Origin of the sequence: Flectobacillus roseus, from assembly GCF_030056595.1 — a bacterium.
In the GTDB taxonomy this organism is placed as follows: domain Bacteria; phylum Bacteroidota; class Bacteroidia; order Cytophagales; family Spirosomataceae; genus Flectobacillus; species Flectobacillus roseus.
In genome coordinates, this window is record NZ_JASHIF010000010.1 from 191,021 (window position 1) to 216,691 (window position 25,671).

General features: G+C 38.4%; 15 protein-coding genes. 8 read left to right on the top strand and 7 right to left on the bottom strand.

Going from position 1 to position 25,671, the window contains the following annotated elements:
* Positions 1-114 precede the first annotated feature (114 nt).
* From QM524_RS13325 to QM524_RS13335, 3 genes are all read right to left on the bottom strand, one after another.
* Positions 115-1,608: a M20/M25/M40 family metallo-hydrolase gene (locus QM524_RS13325; protein WP_095161177.1), complete on the bottom strand. Its 1,494-nt coding sequence runs from the start codon at positions 1,606-1,608 to the stop codon at positions 115-117.
* A 908-nt stretch (positions 1,609-2,516) separates the two neighbouring features.
* A complete protein-coding gene (locus QM524_RS13330; protein WP_283344981.1) occupies positions 2,517-3,053 on the bottom strand; it encodes a thioredoxin family protein in 537 nt (178 codons plus the stop codon).
* A 72-nt stretch (positions 3,054-3,125) separates the two neighbouring features.
* Positions 3,126-4,082, bottom strand: coding sequence for a sugar phosphate isomerase/epimerase family protein (locus QM524_RS13335; protein WP_283344982.1), 957 nt, complete (start codon positions 4,080-4,082; stop codon positions 3,126-3,128).
* Between the two features lie 203 nt (positions 4,083-4,285).
* Here QM524_RS13335 and QM524_RS13340 point away from each other — a divergent pair, with 203 nt between their 5' ends.
* The 3 genes from QM524_RS13340 to QM524_RS13350 all read left to right on the top strand — a co-directional run bounded on the left by QM524_RS13340 (position 4,286) and on the right by QM524_RS13350 (position 8,260).
* The gene (locus tag QM524_RS13340) at positions 4,286-5,278 is read left to right on the top strand and encodes an ion channel (protein WP_283344983.1); all 993 of its coding nucleotides are present in this window, start codon (positions 4,286-4,288) and stop codon (positions 5,276-5,278) included.
* A 216-nt stretch (positions 5,279-5,494) separates the two neighbouring features.
* Positions 5,495-6,406: a S66 peptidase family protein gene (locus QM524_RS13345; protein WP_283344984.1), complete on the top strand. Its 912-nt coding sequence runs from the start codon at positions 5,495-5,497 to the stop codon at positions 6,404-6,406.
* Positions 6,407-6,721: 315 nt separating this feature from the next.
* Positions 6,722-8,260, top strand: a complete 1,539-nt coding sequence (locus QM524_RS13350) for a YifB family Mg chelatase-like AAA ATPase (protein ID WP_283344985.1) — start codon at positions 6,722-6,724, stop codon at positions 8,258-8,260.
* A gap of 230 nt (positions 8,261-8,490) precedes the next feature.
* On the opposite strand, the gene QM524_RS13355 is transcribed toward QM524_RS13350, so the two are convergent.
* Positions 8,491-9,357 carry an AraC family transcriptional regulator gene (locus QM524_RS13355; RefSeq protein ID WP_095161037.1) on the bottom strand — a complete coding sequence of 289 codons (867 nt, stop codon included), beginning with the start codon at positions 9,355-9,357 and terminating at the stop codon, positions 8,491-8,493.
* 286 nt (positions 9,358-9,643) lie between these two features.
* On the opposite strand from QM524_RS13355, the gene QM524_RS13360 reads away from it, so the two are divergent.
* The gene (locus QM524_RS13360; RefSeq protein WP_283344986.1) at positions 9,644-10,207 is read left to right on the top strand and encodes an RNA polymerase sigma factor; all 564 of its coding nucleotides are present in this window, start codon (positions 9,644-9,646) and stop codon (positions 10,205-10,207) included.
* A gap of 142 nt (positions 10,208-10,349) precedes the next feature.
* Positions 10,350-11,186: a 50S ribosomal protein L11 methyltransferase gene (gene prmA, locus QM524_RS13365; RefSeq protein WP_283344987.1), complete on the top strand. Its 837-nt coding sequence runs from the start codon at positions 10,350-10,352 to the stop codon at positions 11,184-11,186.
* Positions 11,187-11,549: 363 nt separating this feature from the next.
* Here the strand turns inward: prmA and QM524_RS13370 are convergent, their stop codons facing one another.
* Positions 11,550-12,785: an alkaline phosphatase family protein gene (locus QM524_RS13370; protein WP_095161040.1), complete on the bottom strand. Its 1,236-nt coding sequence runs from the start codon at positions 12,783-12,785 to the stop codon at positions 11,550-11,552.
* A gap of 356 nt (positions 12,786-13,141) precedes the next feature.
* On the opposite strand from QM524_RS13370, the gene QM524_RS13375 reads away from it, so the two are divergent.
* The 3 genes from QM524_RS13375 to QM524_RS13385 all read left to right on the top strand — a co-directional run bounded on the left by QM524_RS13375 (position 13,142) and on the right by QM524_RS13385 (position 21,452).
* A complete protein-coding gene (locus QM524_RS13375) occupies positions 13,142-17,857 on the top strand; it encodes a hypothetical protein (protein WP_283344988.1) in 4,716 nt (1,571 codons plus the stop codon).
* A gap of 387 nt (positions 17,858-18,244) precedes the next feature.
* On the top strand, positions 18,245-19,498 hold the full coding sequence (locus QM524_RS13380) for a metal-dependent hydrolase family protein (RefSeq protein ID WP_283344989.1): 1,254 nt from the start codon (positions 18,245-18,247) through the stop codon (positions 19,496-19,498).
* Positions 19,499-19,979: 481 nt separating this feature from the next.
* Positions 19,980-21,452 (top strand): DUF4301 family protein, encoded by a 1,473-nt coding sequence (locus QM524_RS13385; protein WP_283344990.1) that lies wholly within the window; start codon positions 19,980-19,982, stop codon positions 21,450-21,452.
* A 265-nt stretch (positions 21,453-21,717) separates the two neighbouring features.
* Here QM524_RS13385 and QM524_RS13390 read toward each other — a convergent pair whose 3' ends face one another.
* Together QM524_RS13390 and lon are read right to left on the bottom strand one after the other, a co-directional pair.
* Positions 21,718-22,599, bottom strand: coding sequence for a phosphatase domain-containing protein (locus tag QM524_RS13390; protein WP_283344991.1), 882 nt, complete (start codon positions 22,597-22,599; stop codon positions 21,718-21,720).
* Between the two features lie 112 nt (positions 22,600-22,711).
* Positions 22,712-25,198, bottom strand: coding sequence for an endopeptidase La (gene lon, locus QM524_RS13395; protein WP_283344992.1), 2,487 nt, complete (start codon positions 25,196-25,198; stop codon positions 22,712-22,714).
* Between the last annotated feature and the right edge of the window lie 473 nt (positions 25,199-25,671).

Here is a 25,671-nt window from a genome sequence, read left to right on the forward strand (position 1 = left end):
GTGGTCAATTTATCAACTTAAAAATCCTTTTTATTCGTATGATTTGAAACCATAAAAGTTGGAGTTCGGCTATGGAGGTTATTTTGACTTAACCCCAACTTTTATGAAATATTCTTATTCGCTAGCGCCCCATTTCCATTCACGACCAAGCTCCAACTCTTTGCGAAGGTTTTGCTTGATGAAAAAATCACGTGTTGAGTAATAATCCATCTTTTTAGCAGGAATCTCTTCTGCATTTGCCATCGCATATAGCATCATCGCTGTGTAACGAACGGTATTATTGATTTCATCTTTTTTGATTAAATCAAATTTATCACAATTGGCATGATAGCAACCAATAGCTTCTGGGGCAATACTACCGATTGGCGATGCTGTAGGAATACCTTCAAGCATAAATGTTTGGTGGTCGGAGTGCAATCCTGCTTGATTGATGACTGTATTTTTGAAAGAAGGTTCAACTTTCTGAATTACTTGTCCAAATCTTGTAAATAAAGGTACCATCTCGTCACGACCCGATGTGTTGAACCCATTGGCGTTGTTTGCCATGTCGAGGTTAAACATAAAAGCGACTTTGTTGATAGCATTGCTTTTATTAAGCTTTTCAATCATAGCTTTTGAGCCAAGCAACCCTTCTTCTTCACCCATAAACATCACAAACTCGATCGTTCTCTTAGGTTTCAGTTTCAACGCTTGGAAGGTACGAGCAATATCCAAAATCGAGAAAGAGCCAATGCCATTATCCAATGCACCATGTGCCAAATCCCATGAGTCGAGGTGACCACCAATGACAATTTTCTCATCTTGATGACGTTTGCTACTACCTTTGAGTGTAGCAATCACATTACGAGCTTTAATCATGCGACTAAAGTTTTTCATGTCAATCATCGCTACCAAATTGGGTTCTTGACTCAACCAAGCACGAAGCTCCATGCCACTTTCAAGTGACACACAAACAGCAGGAATTTCAATCAAACTTCCTGTTACAGAGGCAGTACCTGTCAATAGGACATTTCCTTTTACCGTATTCACAAAAATGACCCCAACAGCGCCATATTGCATAGCTAGGGCAGTTTTCTCGGAACGGTGCAAATTACGTGGTCCTTTGATAGGTGCTAACAAACCAATGTTGACAAGGGCAATTTTGCCAGAAAGCTTATCTTTTACGGCTTGAAAATCACCTTCCAATCCATTGCCTACGTCAACTATTTCAGACGTAACTTTTGCCTCCACGGGAGTCATGGCTAATGAAACGACTTCAACATCACGGAAATTATCACTTTTTCGTGGCGCAATGGCTAACGTAACGGTATCGCGTGACCATGCCTCTACTTGAAATGGCTGGTATTTGACATCGCTAAAACCGTAAGATTTTAGTAAGTTATGTGCATATTCTTCCGCTTTTTTTCCATTGCTACTGCCAGTAAGGCGATGACCAATGGTTTTGCAAGCTTGTCCTAGCGTTTCGTAAGCTTTCCCATTTGACAAAACTTCGGTATTGATTTGGCGAAAGATTTCTTCTAATTCGTCGGTTTCGTCTTTGATAGGGTTATAGGCAGCGGTACCAATGAGTAATACTACGGCAAGCAGACTCAAAAAACTTTTTTTCATCATGTTATGTTAAACAAAATTTGCTAAGAGTGGACACCCAATAGAATCAATTAAAACGAAATGGTAATAGTTCACATAAGAATAGTATGCAATCTAAAGTAAGAATTCAAAATTGGCTACGAAAGGGCGATGGTAGTTTTCAGAATGTTGACTACAATTTTATACAAATGACTATACTCTCCTAATTTATCGTACAAATAATTGATTCCCAAAGAAAAGCAATTTAAGGCTATGTGAAGCTACCCTTATTCCGTTTATTGGAATATGTATTTATCGAAATTTACAAAAAAACATTGTGTAGTAAATGCTTAGCAATCAAAATTTAGTATATGTATGGTTTGGTTCTTATTTACGCAATAATGTCAGGTAAAGGTAATTTTAATGTTAGTCGGCAAAATTAAATAAATTTTACCCGCAATAGGCATTAAGCTATATGCCATAAGCTAAAAGTATTTCTATCAAAATCATGAATACATTTTCTGTCTAAGACCTATGGCTTATAGCCTAGAGCATTTTAATGCAATTCTATTTTGTAGTAATACTTAAGTATTAGTGCTGAATTGTGAGTTGTGAATTGTGAATGTAAAATTTTAATTATCAATATCTTACATCTCCAATTGATTAAATCTTATTCTGCACGATCACTTAAGTAGTAGTGCAAAATTAGATTTAAATGATGTGTTTAGGGACAAGGCAACAGGCACAAGGCAAAGAGTGTTAAAATATTTTTTAATAACCGCAGCCATGCTTTTTTCCAAAGCCCACCGCCGAAAGCCGATACCTGAAAGCCCAAAGCACATCTTAAATTTTATTTTGCGCACTAACTTAAAGTTAGATTCTTATTTAAAAAGGCAAAAAACTTCAAAAATCTACTGAAGCTTTTTGCCCAATCAAATGATTATGCTGATTTATTTTGTGCTACCGTACTGCTTAGGGTAAACATCTTTTTGAAATTTATCCCATTCTCCTTTTTTGTAGTGGTCGTCACCAAAGTAAGTAATAATTTGGTGAAACTGTTTAGCATCCTGATAGCCTGGCACTGGCTGAATCATATTGAATTTTTCGTCCAGATACACCATCGTAGGAAACGACATTTTTCCTTGTAACAATTGCACGCCTGCTTGGTTATAACCGTTTTGCCAAATGTACTTTTGTGTTCCAATCGTAATATCGTCTTTTTGCTCGGCGTCGAGTTTTACGGCGTAATACTTTTGATTGATATACTCAATAACTTTGGGGTCGGTAAAGGTTTTTTGATCCATTACTTTACACCAACCACACCAACCTGTGTACACATCGATAACGATTTTGCGAGGCTCTTTCTGGATAGCCTGAAAAGCTTGCTCAAGGGTCATCCACTTGATTTTGGGCTTTGTAGCCGTATCTTGAGCATTGGTATATTGGACAAAGAGTAAGCAAAGTATTGCTAACAAGAACTTTTTCATATCCTAAGTAAAATGTAGTTTATATTTGATAAAACTGCTGGTATCCAGTTTGCTAACTACAAAGTTACAGGCTTAACTCAAGATTCCTCCCACTTTTTGGAGTAATTTTAATGTAGCCTTGATTCCTTCGTCTTCGCTCAGCTCTTCGCCTTCAAATTCGATTCCTACGATGCCTTTAAAACCAGCATCTTTGACGATTTTCATCAAACGAACGTAATCCATAACGCGTTCATTGCCATCTGCATCAAAAACATTTGTTTTTGCACTTACCCCTTTGGCAAATGGCATCAGTTCTTTTACGCCTTTATAACGGTCATACTCCTCTACACAAGTTCTCCAGTTGGTAGCGTCACGCTTGATACAGAAATTGCCAAAGTCTGGCAATGTACCGCAGTTTTTCATGTTTACGGCCTTCATAACACCTGTAAGCCATTCGCCATTTGACGAATATCCACCGTGGTTTTCTACAATAACATTAATATTCATCGTAGCTGCAAACTCACTAAGTTTAGCCAAGCCATCGGCTGCATTTTTTGCTACTTCTTCGGCAGAGCCTTTACCACCAGCATTAACACGAATGGTTTTACAGCCTAAAAATTTGGCAGCTTCTACCCATTTTTTGTGGTTATCTACCGTTTGTAATCTTTTCTTTTCGTCAGAATCTCCCATGTCGCCTTCGGCATCGCACATGATTAGGTGGTTTTTGACACCGTTATCGTTGCAACGCATCAGCAATTCTTTCAAGTAAGCGCTATCTTTCCCGTTTTCTTTAAAATCTTTGGTAGATGACTTAAAGCAAGTATTTACGTATTCTACAATACCGATACCAAAATCTTTACGAGCTTTTACAGGAAAATCGAGGTTGGTCATTTGTCCACCAAAAATCGCCTTGTGCAAAGACCATTCGGCCAAAGAAATTTCGAAGAAAAGCTTTTTGCTAGCTTCAGAAGCAGCTAACATTTCTGGTGCAAAAGCCATTACACCGCTAGTAGCAGCAAACGTTTTGAGAAAGTCACGACGTGAGTTCATTGGATAATATTTGTTAAATTGTTTATTGGTAAATATTTATGATGCTCTGAGGTAGGAACCTATTCGGAAGTTATTGAAATTCATTGAAGAAAAAAAAAGTATTATAGGGTTTGGAAGGTAACAAGAGTCTTCTCTAAAATTACGAAACGATTTGGACTTCAAAATATGTTAGCTATAAAAATCCCTTTCCAACATACACATATATGGCTTTATTACGCTATAAAAACGATAAATACCTCAAACAGGAAGAAAGTCGCCAAGAGCTAGGTTTTGGCAAGCAAGTAGGCGAAGCCCAACGATTGGTCAATCGAGACGGAAGTTTTAATGTCAAAAGGGTGGGCTCTTCTATTCTCGACCGTATCAATATCTATCATGAGCTGATTACTTGTACATGGCCTCAATTTTTTATGATAGTGGTTGTGTATTTTATGGTGGTCAATTTGCTATTTGCAGGACTGTATAATGTCATCGGAATGGAGCACCTTCAAGGAGCTGACATGAGCACGCCTACTATGCGATTTATGGATGCTTTTTTCTTTTCAGCCCAAACTCTTACCACGGTTGGTTATGGGCGTATAGCACCTACAGGATTGCTTATGAGTACGGTGGCATCGCTCGAATCTTTGTTAGGATTAATGGGGTTTGCTATTGCTACGGGCTTGCTTTATGGGCGCTTTTCTCGGCCTATTGCTCATATTTTATACTCTGACAAGGCTGTTGTTGCCCCTTATTTGGATATGACAGGTTTGATGTTTCGAATTGTAAATGCACGAGATAACCAAATAATCGACCTGTCGGTAGAAGTTAATTTATCCATGTTACAAAAAGATGAGCATGGTCGAAAAACACGCTCCTATAATCGCTTGCATTTGGAAAGAAGCCAAGTGAATTTCTTTCCTGGCAGTTGGACTATCGTTCATCCTATTACCGATGAAAGCCCATTGTTTGGTATGAGTCAAGAAGAACTTCTTGAAAAACATGCGGAATTTTTGATTTTGATAAAAGGGACAGAAGATACCTTTAATCAGACCGTTCATTCTCGTAGCTCATATCATGCTGAGGAGGTAATATTTGGACAAAAGTTTGTTTCAATGTTTGGCGAAATAGATAGTAGTGGTCACGTAGTCTTGGATTTGAGTAAATTATCAGAGACAAATCCAGTGCCATTGGCCAGCGAATTGTTTCCTGAGGAGTAGATATTGGTAGGTATTAATTGCATTAATACGCTCTAGGCAATAAGCAATAGGCTTTAGGCAAGCGCATTCTTTAGCTTACGGCTTAATGCCTATTGCTTGAAAACTTAAATTTTATTTTGCGTGCTAACTTAACTAATAACTTCTTTTCACTTATCTCTCTAGAATTATGTAAATTTACATCTTGTGTAAACGGTAAAATTTAGATTGAAGAATTAGATGCAAAAACCTCCATTTTTGAAAAAAGGCGATACCGTAGGAGTATTGGCATTGGCGTGGAAAGTCGCTTTTGAAGATTTAGAAGCCGCAATAGCTTACATGGAAACAGAATGGGAACTCAAGGTTGTTTTGGGCGAATCATTGAAAACAAGCTATAATCAATATGCGGCAACCGATGAGATACGTGCAAGAGATCTTCAACAAATGTTGGATAATCCATCTATCAAAGCGATTTTTTCGGCAAGAGGAGGTTATGGAAGTGCTCGAATTTTAGACCAAATCAATTTTGATGCTTTTTTAGAAAACCCAAAATGGTTGATTGGTTTTTCAGATATTACGGCGGTACTTTGCCATGCGTTTTGTTTAGGTGTCGAAAGTATCCATGGTGTAATGCCTAAACTATTTTTGCAAGAAGGCGGCGCACATAGCTTAGAATCGCTCAAAGACTTGCTATTTGGCAAACCTGTATCCTATCAAGTACCAAGTCATCCAATGAATCGTAAAGGAAAAGCGCAAGGGCAACTCGTGGGTGGTAATTTGGCATTGATGGTACATTTGATTGGTTCGAGGTCAGAGGTAAATTTGAGTGGTAAAATACTTTTTCTGGAAGACGTAGGCGAATATCATTATGCGCTCGACCGTATGATGATTCAGCTTAAGCGTACTGGGCAGTTGGCCGAGTTGGCAGGTTTGATAGTAGGACATTTTTCTAATCTATCTGACGACCCTTCTATCTATGGAAAAACAGCTTATGAAATCGTCGAAGAAGCCGTTGCTGAATACGAATATCCTCGCTCCTATGGTTTTCCAGTTGGGCACGAACCCGAAAACTGGGCCATGCCAGTAGGTCGAGCAATGGAACTAACTGTACTCGAAAACCACTGTACGCTGGTGGAAGAAATTATTGGGTGATTTGTGATTGAATGAATGAGTGATTTTCCTTAATTTTTATCTTTAAATAGTTTCATCCTTATTCGTGGTATTTTGGAAACAATCACTCACAACCCATTCAATAACCAAATGAACAAGTAAGTGGGCAAAATGTGCTTTAGGCACTAGACAAAGAGTTTTAACATGTTTTTAGTAACTATAGATATGTTTTGCCAAAAGCACATTGCTGAAAGTCGTAAGCCCCAAAGTTGCTTTTTGAGGGCAACCTATTTTAGGCAAGGACAAAGGACAACTCAAAACTCATATACATCTATCACTTTACCTAACATTTTAATCATGCTTGCTAAAACTTATGGAAGCGCCGTTCATGGCGTAGATGCTACTATTATTACCGTTGAGGTAAGTGAAGGTCAAGGACAAGGTTTTTTTATTGTAGGCTTACCTGATGGTGCCGTAAAGGAATCTGCTCACCGTGTCGAATCAGCAATCAAACAAACAGGCTATTTTTTTCCACGTACTAAGGTGGTCGTAAATTTAGCTCCTGCTGATATTCGAAAAGAAGGTTCAGCATACGATTTGCCTATTGCTTTGGGGGTGATACACGCCTCTGAACAAGCACATTTACCTGTTTTGGAAGACTACGTCATTATGGGTGAGTTGGCATTAGATGGTGCTTTACGACCTATCAAGGGTGTTTTGCCCATTGCTATCGAAGCTCGTAAACGTGGCTACAAAGGCTTTATTTTACCTGTTGAAAATGCATCAGAAGCTTCTATTGTCAACAACTTAGATATTATAGGGGTCAAAAATATCGGTGAAGCCATCGGTTTTTTGAAAGGAAGTCTTGAAATAAAACCGACGGTAACAGATACGAGAGATATATTTTTTCATTCTCAAAATGATTACGATGTCGATTTCTCGCACGTACAAGGGCAAGAAAATATCAAACGTGCGCTCGAAATAGCGGCAGCAGGCGGTCATAATGCTATTATGATTGGCCCTCCTGGAGCTGGGAAAACCATGCTTGCTAAACGTTTGCCAACGATTTTGCCTCCATTGACTTTACAAGAAGCCCTTGAAACTACCAAGATTCATTCGGTGGCGGGCAAGCTAGGTACGAAAGCTACCCTGATTTCTACCCGACCGTATCGTTCGCCTCATCATACCATTTCGGATGCCGCTTTGGTAGGTGGAGGTTCAAATCCACAGCCTGGCGAAATATCACTAGCGCATAATGGTGTATTGTTTTTGGACGAATTACCCGAATTCAAAAAGTCTGCATTAGAAGTAATGCGTCAACCTTTGGAGGAAAGAAAAGTAAGCATTTCGAGAGCCCGTTGGGCGGTGGAGTTTCCATCCAATTTCATGCTCATTGCAAGTATGAACCCTTGTCCTTGCGGTTATTACAATCATCCCGAAAAAGAATGCAGTTGCCCTCCAGGAACAGTTCAGAAATATTTGAATAAAATCTCAGGACCACTGCTCGACCGTATCGATTTACACGTGGAAGTAACGCCTGTCAATTTCGACCAGCTATCTTCTACCCGTAAAACAGAAACGAGTGAGGAGATTAGAGAACGAGTAATCAAGGCGAGATTGATACAGACAGAACGTTTTAAAGATTATCCTGCTATACATTCCAACGCAATGATGCCTTCGCAAATGGTCAAAGAGGTATGCGTACTTGAACCCGTGGGAGTTTTGTTGCTCAAGCGAGCCATGGAAAAGCTTCAACTTTCAGCGCGCGCCTACGATCGTATTTTGCGTGTAGCACGCACGATTGCCGATTTGGCTGGTACCGAAAATATCCAAACCGAACACATAGCCGAAGCTATCCAATACCGAAGCCTAGATAGAGAGAATTGGGCGGGATAACTTTTAATGGTGAATTTTGAGTGAGTGAATTGTGAATTAGTGCTGTACGAAGGATTATAAAAACTGTTTATTTCGGATATCGGATGTTGGATTCCGGAAGTATAATCTTCTATATTTTCCAAAAAACAAAGGTATTTTACGTTATTTCCGAAATCAGAAATCCCAAATCTGTAATAGTTTGAAATCATTCGTACAGCCCTAATTCACTCATTCTCAATTCGTCATTCCTCCTACACCTTATACAACTGCTGATATTCATTCGGGCGCATTTTCATGATGCTTTTGAAAGTGCGATTGAAGTGTGATAGATTATTGAAGCCACTTTCGTAGGCGATTTGAGATATACTTAGTTTTTCTTCTGCCAATAGCTTACAAGCATGCCCAATGCGCAGTTCTAGCAAAAACTGGAAATAAGTTTTGCGAGTATGCGTTTTGAAATATCTACAAAAAGAATTGACACTAATATTGGCCACGTCAGCTACTTCCTGCAAAGTAATATCTCTCGTAAAATTATTGAGAGAAAAGGAAAAAATCTGGTCAATACGTTTGGTATTTTGTTCGTCCAAACTGGCAGTACCTTCAGTTTGCGATACATAAGTGTACTCCGTCGTTGCTGCAAAAATTTTAAGGACTTTTAGCAGTAAAATCACACGATCGATACCCGACGACTGACGCATTTGGTCAATGAGTATTCCAGCTTGGTCACGAGCTTCTCCTCGAATCATCATACCTTTTCGGATTCTCGAAAATAAATCACTCAAACTTGCTGCCTCAGGTAGCTTCATGAAGGTTTCACCCCAAAAATTTGGGTCAAAGTGAATCACATTCGATTTGGAAAGTAAATCCATACTTTGTTCAAAATATTGAGGGTCGCTTCTAAAAAAATGTGGAGCATTGGCACCAATAATAATCAAATCGTCTTCGCGGTAATTGCTCACACCATCGCCCACCAAAAGCATTCCTGTACCATTTAGGATATGTACAATTTCGATTTCGGGGTGATAATGCCAATGACTATAGAAATAAGGCACTGCATCCTGACGTATGCTAAAAGATTGCTCTGGACCTACCTGAACTTTGCGAAAAAGGGGCTTCATTGTGAGTAAATTACTGACATATTTTACAAATCTACTGTATTTATGCCAATATAGTATCAGAAACTACTAATTAACGAAAAGTTTTATTCATTTTTTTTTAGTCATTTTGTAGAGAAATCTTACCAAAATATCTTCGTTTTATTCTATTTAAAACTATTCAGCAAAAAATCAGAATTATAATACTGGTTTTGACTATATACGACAAAATAGTATAATCGAAAGTTTTTACATGTGATATATTACTAAACTAGAACTTGTTGTGTCCCTTGTGTAAAATTATTGTCCTATGAAAAAATTAACTGCTCACGAAAACCTTACCTTATGGCAACAGTTTAAGTCTGGTGATGCCCATGCGTTTCAGTTGGTATACTTGAAGTATTACAAGGTTTTGATTCGCTACGGCAACAAAATCTCGATGGATACCGAGCAGGTAATGGATGCAGTACATGATTTATTCCTTAACCTTTGGAATCGTAGGACGTTCCTTTCGGACACTGACAATATAGAACCTTACCTTAAAACCTCTCTTAGGCATGAGCTAGTACGTCGTGTGGCAGAATCACGCAATAGTTTTTCTTTTGATGATTCGCCAGAGTTGACGTATGAGTTCGAAAAGGATGCCTTTTACTATCAGCACGATAGCGATGAGCGTGAAGCTACTTTCCAGCGTTTGGAAAAAGCTGTACAAGACTTGTCACCTCGTGTTTGGGAAACACTCAAAATGCGTTACTTCGACAAAATGGGTAATCAGGAAATTGCTGAAAAGATGGGAATTAACTATCAATCGGTAAATAATAATATTCACCGTGGTGTCGAAACCCTTCGTCTCAAACTAGACCAAGTAGCGTAATAGCGAGCATGAAATTTGAGAATAGCCTCCTTCGGGAGGCTTTTTTGTTGTTATAGGCTTTGGAGCACCTGCGATTTTCTAAAAACCACTACCTTTGTAAAAAATTGAAGCGTCAAATCAGACGTATTTTCATCATATCGTAATGAACTATATAGAACTGAAACTCACTGTAAATCCAGAATTTGCAGATATTTTTATGGCCGAGCTTGGCGAAATCGGTTTCGAAACTTTTACCGAAGAAAGCTATGGCTTGAATGCCTATATCACAGAAGATTTGTTTTCGGAAGAAACCGTTGACGAAATTATGGAAAGATACTTGGCCATGACACCGATTAGTTATAGCTACAGCATGCTTGAGAAGAAAAACTGGAATGAGGAGTGGGAAAAAAGTTATGAGCCAATCAGTGTAAATGGCTTGGTACGCGTACGTGCGAGTTTCCACGAACCAGATGACCAGCACCGTTTTGATATTGTGATTAATCCTAAAATGTCATTTGGTACGGGTCACCACGAAACTACTTCGATGGTTTTGGGTATACAAGGCTCACAATTGGCAGCAGAGCATCAGGGCAAAAAAGTACTTGATGTCGGTTGTGGAACGGGTATTTTGGCGATTATGGCAGCCAAATTAGGCGCTAGCTATGTGTCGGCTTTTGATATTGAAGAATGGGCTGCCGAAAACTCTCGCGAGAATGTGGAATTGAACCATTGCGAAGGCGTAGTGGTAAGACAAGGAACTATCGACGACGAACCAGCAGATTTGTATGACATCGTATTGGCAAATATCAATCGCAATATTTTAATGCGTGACATTCCGAAATATGTGACGTTTATGTTACCAAAAGCTTATTTGGTGGTAAGTGGTTTTTACGAGCATGACATCGCAGATATTGAACAAGTAGCCAACGAAGTGGGTTTGAAAAAGACCTTTTTTGATACCAAAAATAACTGGGCTTCAGTTGTTTTTGAAAGAGAGTAATTGGCTATTTCGGATTGCGGATGTTTGATTGCGGCAGTGTGGTACAAAATGTAAGTTTTTCTATATCTCCCAAGCTCAGCATCTTTAGTACATGGCTATCTGAGAACCGATACCTAGTCAAGATATACCAAAAAAGGGATAAAGTTTATCAGTTAAACTTTATCCCTTTTTTGGTATATCCATTGCCCTCTTTACAAATATTTCAACACTTAAGTAATCGTGCAAAATAAGATTTAAGTTGTGTGCTTTAGGCACTAGGCAAAGAGTTTTAACATGTTTTGTAGTAATTAAAGATATGTTTTACCGAAAGCCCATTGCTGAAAGTCGAAAGCCAAATAGTTGAGTTTTATTTTGCCCACTAACTTACTTCTTAATAATCCCTTCTAAAACCTTTGGGTCGCCGTCGATTGGAGGAGTGCTGATGCCTAAAAGTTGTGCAATAAATGGATATACATGGATATTTTGGAAAGTCGGAATTTTTACTCCTTTCTTGATATTAGGACCGTTAGCATAGAAAATCGCCCCCATTTCTGGGCAAGCAGTTGGGTCGAATCCGTGTACGCCCCAAACTTTACGTTTTTCAGGTTTTTTAGCAAGAGATTCTTTGTTATAAAAACCATAGCCTGGTTCTACCACCAATAGCATATCACCAATACGAGCGTTGGTATTGAAATGTAATTTTTCGGGAATATCTGCTTTTTTATAAATCTTAAAATGCTTTTCCTTTGCAGCAATCGCATTGAATATTTCGTCGGCTTTGTCTTTATTTTTCAAGAAAATATTACCGTGGGTGCTATTATTTACAAAAAGGAAATCTTGTTTGTTCAACCCTTCCAAGAAATCATCGGCAATGATAAACGTCTCTGGACGGTTTTGCATTTCGTACATACCGTGGTCAGCGGTAAGGATAACATTTACAGGCAATTTAATTTTCTTTAATCCATTCATCAACATACCTACCAAACTGTCTGCTTCCATCACCGCAGCTTCGGTTTCAGGTGCATTAGGGCCATATTCATGTCCTTGTGTATCGACCATCGAGAAATAAATCGTCATCAGGTGCGGACGATCGGCTTCTGGTAAATTCAACCAATCAAATACCGCTTGAACACGCTTTGGATGAGGTACTTTGTCGTCGAAACGATGATAATAGCTGGGATATTGACCACCAATTGGGGCTTCGGAGCCTACCCAGAAATAGGAAGCAGCTTTCATTCCATTTTGTTGAACCAATTGCCAAATAGGCAAACCACCATAATAATAAGGGTCTTCTACCTTATCGCGCTGGCGAATTGAATAAAAGGTATCACGACCCGCATCATAAAAAGTATTATCAATCAAACCATGATGGTCGGGGTACAGGCCTGTTACCAAAGTATAATGATTAGGAAAGGTTTTGCTTGGATACGAAGGCAGCATTACCTCGGCTGCAGCCCCTTTTTTGATAAAGTTTTTAAGATGTTTTACAGGGTATTTCTGAACATAGTCATGACGGAACCCATCGAACGAAACCATTACAACATAAGGTTTATCGCTATTTTGACCAAGGCTTACAAATGCCCAGCTGAGAAAGCACAAAAGGCTTACTAATTTTTTCATGAAGTGTAATATTAAAATGAATGATAAATAATGTTTTGGTTTCGGGTTTTCGGTACAACCGAAAGGATTTATTTTTTGTCTTTCTTTAAAAAGCATTGTCTTGCGTGAAAATGCCCAAGTTCTGACAATATAAGATTGAGCTAAAAACTTTATCAAAATTAACTTTTTAGGAAGACAAGGTAAGCAAAATTCGACGAAAAGTCCCTTTTTCATTACAAGACAAAGTCCTTTAGCGAAAAGCTGTGTAATCCACGGACTTGGCAATACCTTTGCGAAAAAGTCGTTATTTTTACCAGAACATCCTATGGTTTCGGAGAAAATTCTCCAAATCACTCTAACACTAAAAAATACTATCCATGAAACTCAAAATTTACTTTTTGTTAGTTCTGGGCTTACTTTTTACCGTAAAAACTTATGGTCAAGGTCTAAAACTATCAGATAAGCCAGAGGAATTTTTGGCTGATGCCCAAAATGTGCTGAGTGTATCGGGTAATCCGCAAGCCGAAAGTATAGCCAAGGGCTTTGAAAAACTATGGAATTCCGACAAACTAGCTAGTCCACAAAAGACCAAGATAGCGAGCCTTTCAAATTTTATGGTCAAAAAAGGGTACAAACCACCCCACTTTTCAAACCTATTTGATGTTGTGGTGACAGGTTCAGCTACTAGTCAACTTTCGGGAGCTACATTGGATGCTTTTCTCGAAACACTACGCAAATCAGTTGAAAGTAACGATACTAAGACAACCCTTCGTTTGATAGAAATTTCGAAATTGCTATTTGGCAATAAGGCGGTGTATTATACCAATTACAACAAATTGTATGTGTTGGATGGGAATATTAGCTTTCAATATAATGACCAAAAAGTAGAGCTTTCAAATACAACTGCTGTTGCGCCAACCAACAGCAATGCAGCCACTACTACTCCTTCAAATAGCGACGGCTGGGACGATGCTCCCCCTACCCCAAGCAACAATGGAGCAGCCCCAGCACCTGTAGAAGAAACCGCTCCTTTGTTTATCAATCCTGGTCCAGCGATTGTTTTTAAGAATATCAACCTTTCTATTGTTACCGCCAGTGATTCGGCAACTTTGATAGGTACTAATGCTACATTGGGTATCAAAGATGGAGTATTACTCGGTACTGGTGGAAAGTTTTCTTGGGAAACAGTAGGACTGCCACAGGCATATGCCGTTTTGGATAACTATAGCATGGATATTCGTAATCCACGATTAAAGGCCGAGTCGTCGACGCTGACCTATGCCGATAAGCTTGCGAATCCTATCAAAGGAATGTTTGAGTTTCAGAGTAAAAAACGCCCAAAAAATGTAGTGTCAACCTTTCCTCGTTTTATGTCTTTCAAGAATGAAGCAGTGCTAAAGAAATCTGCTGATTTTGAATATAAAGGAGGTATTGCCTTGTCTGGCAATACAGTGTTGAGTTCATCTCTGCAGGAAAAGTATACCACCATCGTAGTAAAAAAAGAAGGAAAGGTAGCTTTCAAGATTTCGGGTAGAAAATTCATAATAGGAGATTCCTTAATTACCTCACCAGCCGCCTCCTTTACAGGATATTTTGCCGAAAATGATTCTATTTATCATCCATTAGGAAAACTAACGTACGACCGATTGCAGCAAAATTTGCGACTAAGTAAAGTCGATGAAAGTGGTTTTAAGGAAGCGGGTTATATTGATAGCTATCATAAACTAGAAATTACAGCCGATGCTATGCGCTGGAGTTTGCGTGACCATAAGGTTGACTTTTATATACTCGTCGCTAAAAATGTAGTGCCTGCCTTATTCGAATCATTTGACTATTTTAATCCAGAGCGATTCAATAAAATTTCGGAAACCTTCGGTTTCAATCCATTGACTGTGGTTAATAATTATGTCAAAAAAAATAATTTGACTACCGTAAAACTTTCAGAATTAGCCAAAGCCTATAACAAAGACCTAGCTACGCTCAAACCTGTATTTTTGGCAATGATGCAAAAGGGTTACTTCGAGTATGACCCTGAAGTCGAAACTATCAAATTGTCTAGAAAGGGAACTCATTACTTATCGGTTCAAAATACCAAACGAGATTATGACAACTTATTAATCCCATCGCTTTATGCAACTAGTAGTAAAGATACCACAGCTAATGCAACATTGAGTTTAAAGGACAATCAGTTGATTATTAGAGGGGTTAAGCAGTTTTATTTGTCAGATTCACTAAATGTGTACATGGCTCCCTATGACAATCTTATCAAAGTAAATAAGGACCGTAACTTCGGTATTAGTGGAGAGTTAAAAACAGGTAATTTTAGATTTAGAGGAAAAGATTTATCCTTTAATTATGGTGAATTTAGTGTTAAACTAAACAAAATTGACTCTATTACTTTTGTGCCACAAAAAGAGCTTGCCAAACGTGGCAGAACCGAAGTTGGAGGTGATTTGAAGTATGAGTCGGGTACAATTTATATCAACAAACCCGACAACAAATCTGGTCGTCAAAGACTGGTTGAATATCCTCGATTGGTGGTTCCTACGGGCGTTACCGCCTATTTCGACCATGCCTATCGTGGACAAATGGCGTATAACAAAAAGGTGTATTTTAAAGTACCAAGCATTGATTTTGATAGTTTAAATATCAAGGATATCGACTTTGTGGGAACATTCTATTCGGATGGTATTTTCCCACCTTTTAAAGAAACCCTGATTTCGATGCCAGACAATACCCTTGGGTTTAGTCACAAAGTGGCGGAGGGTAAGTATGTGCTTTATAATACCAAAAGCTTTATCAAGTTTGAGGAACCATTGATTATGGATAAGCGAGGTTTGCATACTGCTGGAGAAATCAACCACCTAACAGCGCAAATTCAGGCTAAAGAGGCCGTATTTACGCAAGACTCAGTCAATGCTACTGGTACCATCGGTAAAATTAATGAAGGTCCTGTCGGTCAAGCTTATTTTACCAAAGTAGACATTAAAAACTACTCGCTTAAGTGGCAACCCAAAGTGGATAGTATGTTGATTGAAACCAAAGGAAACTCATTTGAATTTTATGCTGCTTCTTCGAAACTAGAAGGTAAGTTATTAGTTCGTCAGACAGGTATGTTTGGTTTTGGTAAAGTACACCGCCAAGATTCAGAGACGGAGTCTGATAATTTCAAATTTGGAAAAGATGGGTTCTCCGCCGAACCAGCCAACTTGATGGTAGGTAGTAATCTAAAAGCGGCTAAGCCTGCCTTGTTTGGTAAGCATATGAATGTGTATTTCAACTTGACTACAGGTAAAGTAAATATCAAAACTCCTGCCGTACTCAAGCTCGAAGATTCTACAAGTATGTATTTCCCTTATACAGCCTATCGTACTTCTATCAATAGTGCGGAATGGGATATTAATAAGAAAAATATTACGATGAAAGGCGATGTTAAAACATCAACCTTTACTTCAATCGAGCCATCTCAAGAGGGCTTAACATTCAATGGGTCAGGAGCACTTTACGAAATCGAAAAACAATCATTGAATATTAGTGGTGTGCCATTTATTAAGTCTGCTGATGCTAAAATTATTCCAGACCAAGGCCAAGTATCAATTCGTCGCGATGCCGAAATGAAGACTTTCTACAATGCCAAACTCGAAATTGATACGCTCACGAGCTATCATAAACTCGTTGGAGGTAATATTCGAATTTTATCGAGAAATGCTTTTGAAGGCGACGCCATTTATCGCTTCCCAAACTTGGTCGGTGATACGCTGAATCTGAAGATTGGTAACTTTACTTTTAAAGAAACTGGTGCTGACGACCGTAAAAATAAAAAGGTAAAAGCTATTACGACTACAGCCAAAGCGACAGTAGATGAGAAAGATAAATTCCATCTTTCGTCAAAAATTCTTTACAAAGGCGATGTAATTTTAACAGCCTCGGAGAAGAATCTTAAAATGGAAGGTTTTATTAAACCAGAAACTAAAGGACGCTCAGATGTAATTAGTTGGATTCCCTACAAAGGCAATAGCACCAACAATCTAACGCTAGATGTACAGCCAGAATTAAAAAGCGATATCAATACGCAATTGTTAGCTGGTTTACATTTCCGAACAGCTTCTACGGGACTTTACACGACTTTCTTATCTGAAAAAACAGATGCCAAAGACGAAAATATCTTTGTCGTAAATGGTAAATTCAGAGATGTTGCCAAATCATCAAAGTTTGAAATAGGCACAGAAGAAACCGATAAATCCTACGAAGCCAATCGCTATATCTATGATGATGCCAAGAAAACTTTGAATTTGGAAGGTGCCTTCAATTTCTTTACCCCAAATAACTATATTCAAGGAGCAGGTTTTGCGGATATTCGAATAGATAGTAGTAAATATAAATTTGATCAAATGCTATTAGTCAATTTCCCGATGCCTTCGGAAGTACTAAAAGCATTATCAGACAAAATTGTTAAAATCAACTTGGACTCTAGAGATAATGGTAGTGCCGACGAACCTGAAGATAAAGAACGCTTGATGTCAAAACTGGCAAATTTGGTCGGTCACAAAGCCGTAGAGTCAATCGAACGTCGTTTGAAAAACGAACACGTCCCTGTGCATACCATCAATTCTAAGTTGAATACCTCATTAGTATTTTCTAAGGTTAATCTACGCTATTCGGATCAACAATCGGCGTTTTATTCAACAGGAAAACTGAGCTTGGCAAGTATAGGCGGAACAGATATTAACTCGGAAGTAGATGGGTATCTAGAAATTCGTAAAACCAATGAGGGAGATGAGTTCTATTTGTATTTAGCGCCAAACGAAGATACATGGTACTTTTTGGGCTATATCAAAGGCGAAATGGGCGTAATTTCATCAGATGCAGAATTCAACAATGCTGTAGCTGCCAAGGCAAAAGGTGTGAAAAAAGGTAGTGGTAAGAACTCCTATATTTTCTTAGGCGTTGGAGCCGAGGAAAAGCTAGCCTTTGTAGAACGCTTTATGGAAGCTTATCGAGTGAAAGAAACTAAGCAGAAAAAGGTCGCTCAAGGTGATGATAAAACTAAAAAAGTAGAAAAGAAAAAAGAGGAAGCCAAAGACGGCTTCTAAAATTATTAAGCCACTTCGAAAGAAGTGGCTTTTTTGTTGCTATATCATCACATATCACCTCTATGGAAAGATGAGTTTTTAATGGAGAATTTTTACATTTACAGTGAAGGCAATTTTACCTGAGGCGAATACCTCTTACATTCATCAAACTAAAAGCTCTAATTGATTTGATTCGCCTTGTATTGATTAGAGTTATATAAGTAATCATGCAAAATAAGATTTAAGTTATGTGTTTAGGCACTAGGCAACAGGCACTAGGCAAAGAGTGTTAAAATATTTTTTAATAACCACAGCCATGCTTTTTTCCAAAGCCCACCGCCGAAAGCCGATACCTGAAAGCCCAAAGCACATCTTAAATTTTATTTTGCGCACTAACTTAATTCAAATATGTTAAAAAAAGTTTTACTCTCTGGATTCATACTTGCGGCGGGATTACAGTCAATGGCACAAGAAAAATGGATTTTACTAAAACCTCAACAGGTTTTTGATGGTGAAAATCTTCAAGCAAATTGGCAAGTATTAGTGCATAATCAACGAATAGAAGCAGTTGGAGCCACTTTAAAAGTGCCAGCTAATACCGAAATCATTGATTTGCCCAATTGTACATTGCTTCCTGGACTCATAGAGGGGCATTCTCACTTACTGTTACATCCCTACAATGAAGTTACTTGGGATGACCAAGTACTACGAGAATCACGCGCTGAGCGTATTTTGCGGGCTGGCAACCACGCTCGCAAAACTTTATTAGCAGGTTTTACTACGGTGAGAGATTTAGGTTCAGAAGGCGCTGATTATGATGATGTAGGATTGAAACAATCTATTGAAAAGGGTGTCATTCAGGGGCCTCGTATGCTTGTTGCAGGTCGAGCGCTCGTAGCTACAGGAAGCTACGGACCCAAAGGATTTCAGTCAGATGTATCAGTAATACAAGGAGCTGAAGAGGCTGATGGTGTTGATAATTTGGCAAAAGCTGTGCGTACTCAAATTGGGAAAGGAGCCGATGTCGTGAAGGTATATGCCGATTACCGATGGGGTTTATTTAAAGATGCTCAGCCTACTTTTTTAGAATCAGAGCTCAAAATGGTGGTTGATATAGCCCGCAGTTCAGGACGGGACGTAGTGGCCCATGCTTCTACAGCAGAAGGTATTCGCAGAGCCGTAATGGCAGGTGTCAAGACCATTGAACATGGCGATAATGCTACGCCAGAGGTTTTTGCCTTGATGAAACAACACGATGTATGTTTTTGTCCAACTTTGGCTGCTGGTGACGCTATTTCGCAATATAGAGGGTGGAAAAAAGGACAGGATCCCGAACCAGAGCGTATAGTGACTAAGCGTAAAGCTTTCAAGCAGGCTTTAGAATCAGGCGTGAAAATTTGTATGGGAGGCGACGTCGGCGTGTTTAATCATGGCGATAACGCACGGGAATTAGAATTGATGGTAGAATATGGGATGAAGCCATTGGATGTATTGCGTTCGAGTACATCTATCAATGCAGATGTCTTTAAATTAAAAGAACTTGGTAGAATCAAGGCTGGGAATTTAGCGGATATTGTTGTGGTAGAGGGAAATCCAATACAAGATATTAAAGCCATTAGAAAGGTGAAAATGGTACTCAAAGGTGGAATTAAAGTCGATTAATAAATTATTGAGGAAAAAAAAGTAAAAGTAGATAAAGGCTTCCCAAACAAATGAGTATATTTAAAATCTATTGGCCTTCTAAGCATGATATTAAAGCGGGTTTGGCTTCAATTTCTAAATCCAAAGCTGCCTAAAAAACTTGCTAGATAAACCAACGTAGATACTCTACATCTTTAACCTAGTCATGACTATGAAAAGAATATGAACCTCTACTTTTACAAGTGTAAAAAGCATTTGGACAGAAGAAAATTAGATTTATGGTAATAGCTACCGCTCACTAACTTTTATACAAATATGCTATCCAAAAAAAGTATATTTGTTGATGGGAAAAAGAGTTTTTACCATAGAAATATTGGGTTGAAAGACCAACAAGTTATACGTTTTGGAGCTTTGCACCAACCACAACTCAGCAATTCAGTACCAATTAAATAAGTAATATAGATTTTATCCCATTAAAAAATACTCTTACTCCAAAGCGACTATGTTTTCAGAAAAAGACCTTTTACAAATTCAATCCAAAAACATTGCGATAGAGACGGTAGAGCAGCAAATTGAAGACTTCAGAACGGGATTCCCATTCATGAGTCTAGAAAAAGCAGCAACTGTCAACGACGGTGTAATTCGCTTATCGGATGAAGAAGTGAAGCAATATGCCGATAGCTATGCTCAAAACTCAGCGGGTCTCAACTTATTAAAGTTTGTGCCTGCATCTGGAGCCGCTACTCGTATGTTTAAGTCCCTTTTTACTTTCCTGACAGAGAACAAAGCAGATAAATCGGTAGATCAGTTTTTTGAAAAACTTCCTTTATTTGCTTTTTACAAAGACTTATTGGAGTTAATTCCAGAAGATGCAGATAAGCAGACTATTGCAGAGTATTTCTTGACAGAAAAAGGATTAAACTACGGCTATTTACCAAAAGGTTTGTTGAAATTTCATACCTACCCAGAGGGTTGTCGTACGCCATTAGAGGAACATATTATCGAGGCTGCTAACTATGGTGCTTCGGAAGGTGTTGCCAACTTGCACTTTACGGTATCGCCAGAATACAACGCTGGTTTCCAAGGCTTAACCAAAAGTATCTTGCCGTACTATCAAAGAGCTTTAAATACGAAATTTAACGTTTCATTCTCTGAACAAAAAGGCTCAACAGATACCATCGCGGTAAACATGGATAATTCTCCATTCCGTGAAAAAGATGATACCTTATTGTTCCGTCCTGCGGGTCATGGTGCTTTGATTGAAAACTTGAATGATATCGATGCAGACATCGTATTTATCAAGAATATCGACAACGTTGTTCCAGATCGCTTGAAAGGTACAACTTATGATTATAAGAAAGCACTTGCAGGTATTTTGTTGAATTATCAATCAAAAATCTTTGCCTTTGAGGCTGCCTTAGAAGCTGGTGTAACGCCAGAATTATTAGCTGAGTTAGCTGAATTCTACGAAAAAGAGATTTGCGTACTACCTCCAGCGGGCTTCGATACTTACTCAGACGAGCAAAAAGTAACATATTTCAAAACAAAATTGAATCGTCCTATTCGTGTATGTGGTGTTGTGAAAAACACTGGCGAACCTGGCGGCGGTCCTTTCTGGTGCAAAAACTCAGATGGAACAGCTTCATTGCAAATTGTAGAGTCTGCTCAAATAGATGTAGACAGTGATGAGCAAAAAGCCATTTTCAATAACTCAACTCACTTTAACCCAGTTGATTTGATCTGTGGTTTGAAGAATGGTAAAGGCGAAAAATTCAATTTATTGCAATTTAGAGACCCTAAAACTGGCTTCGTAACGGTGAAATCTCGTGACGGAAAAGAAGTAAAGGCACAAGAACTTCCAGGTTTATGGAATGGCGCTATGTCTGATTGGAATACTGTTTTTGTAGAAGTTCCATTGATTACGTTCAATCCAGTAAAAACGGTAAACGACCTTTTAAGAGACGAACACCAATAATAGTGTATATTATAAGTTTAAAACCCTCAAATGTGTATGACTCATTTGAGGGTTTTTTATTATCTATGAATAAAGTCTAGGTATTAGTACTGAATTATGAGTTGTGAATTTGGTTTGTACGAAGGATTGCTTTGTCTTTCTAATAAAGTAAATGTAGCGGTAACTCTTGCAGTTACTGTATTCAAAATGACAACCGCAAGGGTTGTAACTACACAAAAAACACTAACGATAAGAGCTATTTTGAACAAAATAAAATCCTTCGTACTTAGTATAAATCACCATAACCCACTTGCAAGCATGGAATTTGAAGTTCTAGCCTCCATAAATCCACAGCCTCTTGTTGTGTTTCCAAAGCTAATTTTACTTGATACCTAAGAGCTATTTCTTCTTCATAAAACTCTTTCTTATGCCTAATGCCTTTAATACCTGAAGGATACATCAATAATTCATCAAACTCGATGCGATTATAATAGAGCCAATTTTGTGTTTGTCGACGGTAGGTTTCTGGGCGCTGGGTTAGCAAAATGATTTGGTAATTGGCTGCTCGGTAAATATCTAGTAACTCTTTGATGGGTTGATGCACCAAGTCATTTTCGCACAAAAAAACGTCTTGTAGATTTCGCTGATGAGCTATTGCCAATACATTATCCAGTTCACAAATGAGAGCTTGAGGTAATAACCCATCAGCTTCTGTATAGGTATATAGTTCTTCTTTTGATACAATATGTTGACGATAGAGCTTTGAAATAACTGTTGCTCCAACGCTTGTCGTTCGCTGGCTGTCTCGCTCAATACAAGTACCTAAATCCACTTCAAATGGTTTTATTTCTATTTCTATCTTGGTACGATGTATTTTTTGAAATTGCTCTACGACCTTTTTTACTCGCTCGATAGGTCTTTCCCAAAGGTTGGTATCATCGATAACTACATTCTTTCCATACTTAAGTGCCTCAAACAACATCATATCGCGGAGCTGTTCAACAAAGCTTTCATTCTCTTTTGAATGCACACTATCATCAAGCATAGCGCGCATATCATCCTTATTGAGTCGTTTCCACAAACCTCGACTATCAGCTACCAACGCTTTAGCAAATGTAGATTTTCCACTAGCAGGAATTCCTTGTAGAATAAGTACTTTTTGAGACATCTTTTTTGAACATAAAAAAGGCACAGAGTCAGAAGCTCTGTGCCTAAGTTGGATACTGTTAAATCCTATAAACTTTTAGCAGTGGGCTGCTCGAAGGTTATTTATCGATTACTTATGCTAATACATTTTCTTTTTTCTCTTCTGGAAAAATAAAATCAATTGGCTTACTAACTTTTTCAGGTAATAAAGCAATTTTCAATACCTCATCCACATGGTCTACATAGTAGAAAGTAAGGTCTGAAATATAAGCTGGCGTGATTTCTTCAATGTCTTTTTTGTTTTTATTACAAAGAATAATCTCTTTAATCCCAGCACGCTTAGCAGCCAAAATCTTTTCTTTGATACCACCTACTGGCAACACTTTGCCACGTAACGTTACTTCACCTGTCATCGCCAAATGTGGTTTTACTTTGCGTTGGGTCAAAGCTGAAGCAATAGACGTAGTCATGGTAATACCTGCAGAAGGACCATCCTTAGGCACCGCTCCTGCTGGCACGTGAATATGCAAATGATAATTATCAAAAATACGATAATCAATCCTATAATCATCTGAATGAGCACGCAAGTAAGAAAGTGCTGTTAGTGCCGACTCTTTCATGACATCACCCAATTGTCCTGACAAAGTCAAACCTCCTTTCCCTCGGCTTAATAGTGATTCGATAAATAGAATGTCGCCACCTACAGGAGTCCAAGCTAAGCCTGTAACTACGCCTGCCAAGTCGTTCGTCTCGTATAAGTCTTTATCAAAAATCTCAGTTCCCAACAACTTCACCACATCATCCGGCTTGATTACTTTAGGGTAATCGTCGCCCATGGCGATGGCTTTAGTGATTTTACGAACTAGCTTACCGATTTCTTGTTCCAACTTACGTACACCCGACTCACGAGTATATCCTTCAACTATTTTTTGAAGTGCACCATCAGTTACGTTAATCGTTTTATTTTCAAGTCCGTGTTCTTCTTTTTGTTTTGGAAGTAAGTGTTTTTTACCGATTTGCACCTTTTCTTCCATAGTATAACCGCTAATGTCTATAATCTCCATACGGTCACGCAAAGCAGGGTGAATCGTGTCAAGAGAGTTGGCAGTAGCAATAAACAAAACTTTTGACAAGTCGAACTCTACTTCTAAGTAATTGTCCAAGAAAGCGCTATTTTGTTCTGGGTCAAGTACCTCCAATAAAGCAGAAGAAGGATCGCCACGGTGGTCAGAACCAACTTTATCGATTTCATCAAGAATAAATACTGGGTTTGATGAACCAGCTTTCTTGATGTTTTGCATCAATTTGCCAGGCATGGCACCAATATAAGTTTTGCGGTGACCACGAATTTCTGATTCATCGTGTAAGCCACCCAAGGCCATACGTACATATTTACGTCCCAAGGCTTTGGCGATAGAACGACCTAATGAGGTTTTACCAACCCCTGGAGGGCCATAAAGACAAAGGATTGGTGCCTTCATATTGCCTTTCATTTTCAGAACGGCCAAATATTCGATGATACGCTCTTTTACTTTTTCTAAACCAAAATGGTCAGCATCAAGTACTTTTTGCGCCTTTTTTAGGTCAAAATTATCCTTTGAGTACTCGTTCCAAGGCAAATCAGCTAATAACTCTACGTAGTTCATGAGCATAGGATACTCAGCCGACATGGAGTTGGTACGCTGTAACTTTCCTAATTCTTTTTGGAAATGGTCAGAAATCTCTTTTGACCATTTTTTATTAGCACCTTTAGCACGTAATTTATCAATTTCTGCCTCAGGGCTATCAACGCCTAGTTCTTCTTGAAGAACCTTAATTTGTTGACGTAAATAATAATCTCTTTGTTGTTGGTCTATGTCGCTACTGGCTTTACTTTGAATCTCTCGCTTGAGTTCAAGTAAATCAATATCCTTCATCATGTACTCCAACAAATTTTGAGCTTGTTCGATTCCGCTAAAAGTTTCGAGCAATTGTTGTTTTTCGGCTAATTCTGCATTGATATTAGCAGAAAGGAAATGCACCAAAAAGTTAGGAGACTCAATATTATCTAGGGCAATTTGTGCCTCACGTGGAATTTCAGGATTTAATAATAAAATTTTTCCAGCCGCATCTCGCAAAGACTGAACCAAAGCTTTGTTCTCACGATTTAACTTCGTTGGGAAAGTGTCTTCAATATAGCTCACCTTAGCCAACAAGTGTGGTTCTGTTTTGACATACTCGGTTACTTCAAAACGCTTACGTCCTTGAACGATAATCGTGATATTTCCTCCTGGCAACACAATCATTTTTAGGATATGTGCTACCGTTCCCACTTTGTACAAATCATCACCTACAGGTTCTTCTTTGCTAGGGTTGGCCTGTGCAATAACACCAATGGTACGATCACCTTTGTAGGCTTTCTTGACAAGGCGCACAGATTTTTGTCTTCCTACCGTAATAGGAATCACCATTCCTGGGAATAATATGATGTTGCGAATAGGAAGTATTGGTAATTCATCGGAGAGTTTTCCTAACTTCTCGTCATCAACTTGTTCTGTACCTAAAGGTATCAACTCAATCCCATCGAAATCCGAAATTTCGGCAAGTCTGAGTGTATCAAAAAATTTTTTATTGTAGCTCATAATCTCCCTCTAAAAAAATTTGGATAAGCGGTAAGGTATTATAATTAAGTAACATTCAGCATGATGCTTTTGGCTATGAGCTTATAAGCAAATTAGAAGCAATAGTTTATCAATATTTCCGTAAGCAAGCTGCTGTTGATGAATTTTACTCATAATTTGAAGAAGTTGTAGAAAAAATTAATGATGTTAAAAATAGATTTTGTTCTGCGCTTAATTCCAAATTAGTAAGTAGCTCAACTGACAAAGTGTCAGAATGATAATAAAGTTATAGTAAAATCTGAATACTTTTTAAGTGAATTATTAAATGGTCAAAAGCTGTGCCAATGAACAAGTTGTCAGTATTCTTGTAAGTAACTGACCCAAAATAACTTTCGTAATCGGTAGGTTTAAATTTATATAACGGTTTCAAGTAAAAAAAAGTGTCATATTGGTATTGAAACTAATTTAATAAGAAATTGTATTAAAGTCATGAG

Bases quoted from the DNA above. Each gene is read 5' to 3' on its own strand.
- QM524_RS13325 (WP_095161177.1), bottom strand. From the start codon at position 1,608: ATGAAAAAAAGTTTTTTGAGTCTGCTTGCCGTAGTATTACTCATTGGT.
- QM524_RS13330 (WP_283344981.1), bottom strand. From the start codon at position 3,053: ATGAAAAAGTTCTTGTTAGCAATACTTTGCTTACTCTTTGTCCAATAT.
- QM524_RS13335 (WP_283344982.1), bottom strand. From the start codon at position 4,082: ATGAACTCACGTCGTGACTTTCTCAAAACGTTTGCTGCTACTAGCGGT.
- QM524_RS13340 (WP_283344983.1), top strand. From the start codon at position 4,286: ATGGCTTTATTACGCTATAAAAACGATAAATACCTCAAACAGGAAGAA.
- QM524_RS13345 (WP_283344984.1), top strand. From the start codon at position 5,495: ATGCAAAAACCTCCATTTTTGAAAAAAGGCGATACCGTAGGAGTATTG.
- QM524_RS13350 (WP_283344985.1), top strand. From the start codon at position 6,722: ATGCTTGCTAAAACTTATGGAAGCGCCGTTCATGGCGTAGATGCTACT.
- QM524_RS13355 (WP_095161037.1), bottom strand. From the start codon at position 9,357: ATGAAGCCCCTTTTTCGCAAAGTTCAGGTAGGTCCAGAGCAATCTTTT.
- QM524_RS13360 (WP_283344986.1), top strand. From the start codon at position 9,644: ATGAAAAAATTAACTGCTCACGAAAACCTTACCTTATGGCAACAGTTT.
- prmA (WP_283344987.1), top strand. From the start codon at position 10,350: ATGAACTATATAGAACTGAAACTCACTGTAAATCCAGAATTTGCAGAT.
- QM524_RS13370 (WP_095161040.1), bottom strand. From the start codon at position 12,785: ATGAAAAAATTAGTAAGCCTTTTGTGCTTTCTCAGCTGGGCATTTGTA.
- QM524_RS13375 (WP_283344988.1), top strand. From the start codon at position 13,142: ATGAAACTCAAAATTTACTTTTTGTTAGTTCTGGGCTTACTTTTTACC.
- QM524_RS13380 (WP_283344989.1), top strand. From the start codon at position 18,245: ATGTTAAAAAAAGTTTTACTCTCTGGATTCATACTTGCGGCGGGATTA.
- QM524_RS13385 (WP_283344990.1), top strand. From the start codon at position 19,980: ATGTTTTCAGAAAAAGACCTTTTACAAATTCAATCCAAAAACATTGCG.
- QM524_RS13390 (WP_283344991.1), bottom strand. From the start codon at position 22,599: ATGTCTCAAAAAGTACTTATTCTACAAGGAATTCCTGCTAGTGGAAAA.
- lon (WP_283344992.1), bottom strand. From the start codon at position 25,198: ATGAGCTACAATAAAAAATTTTTTGATACACTCAGACTTGCCGAAATT.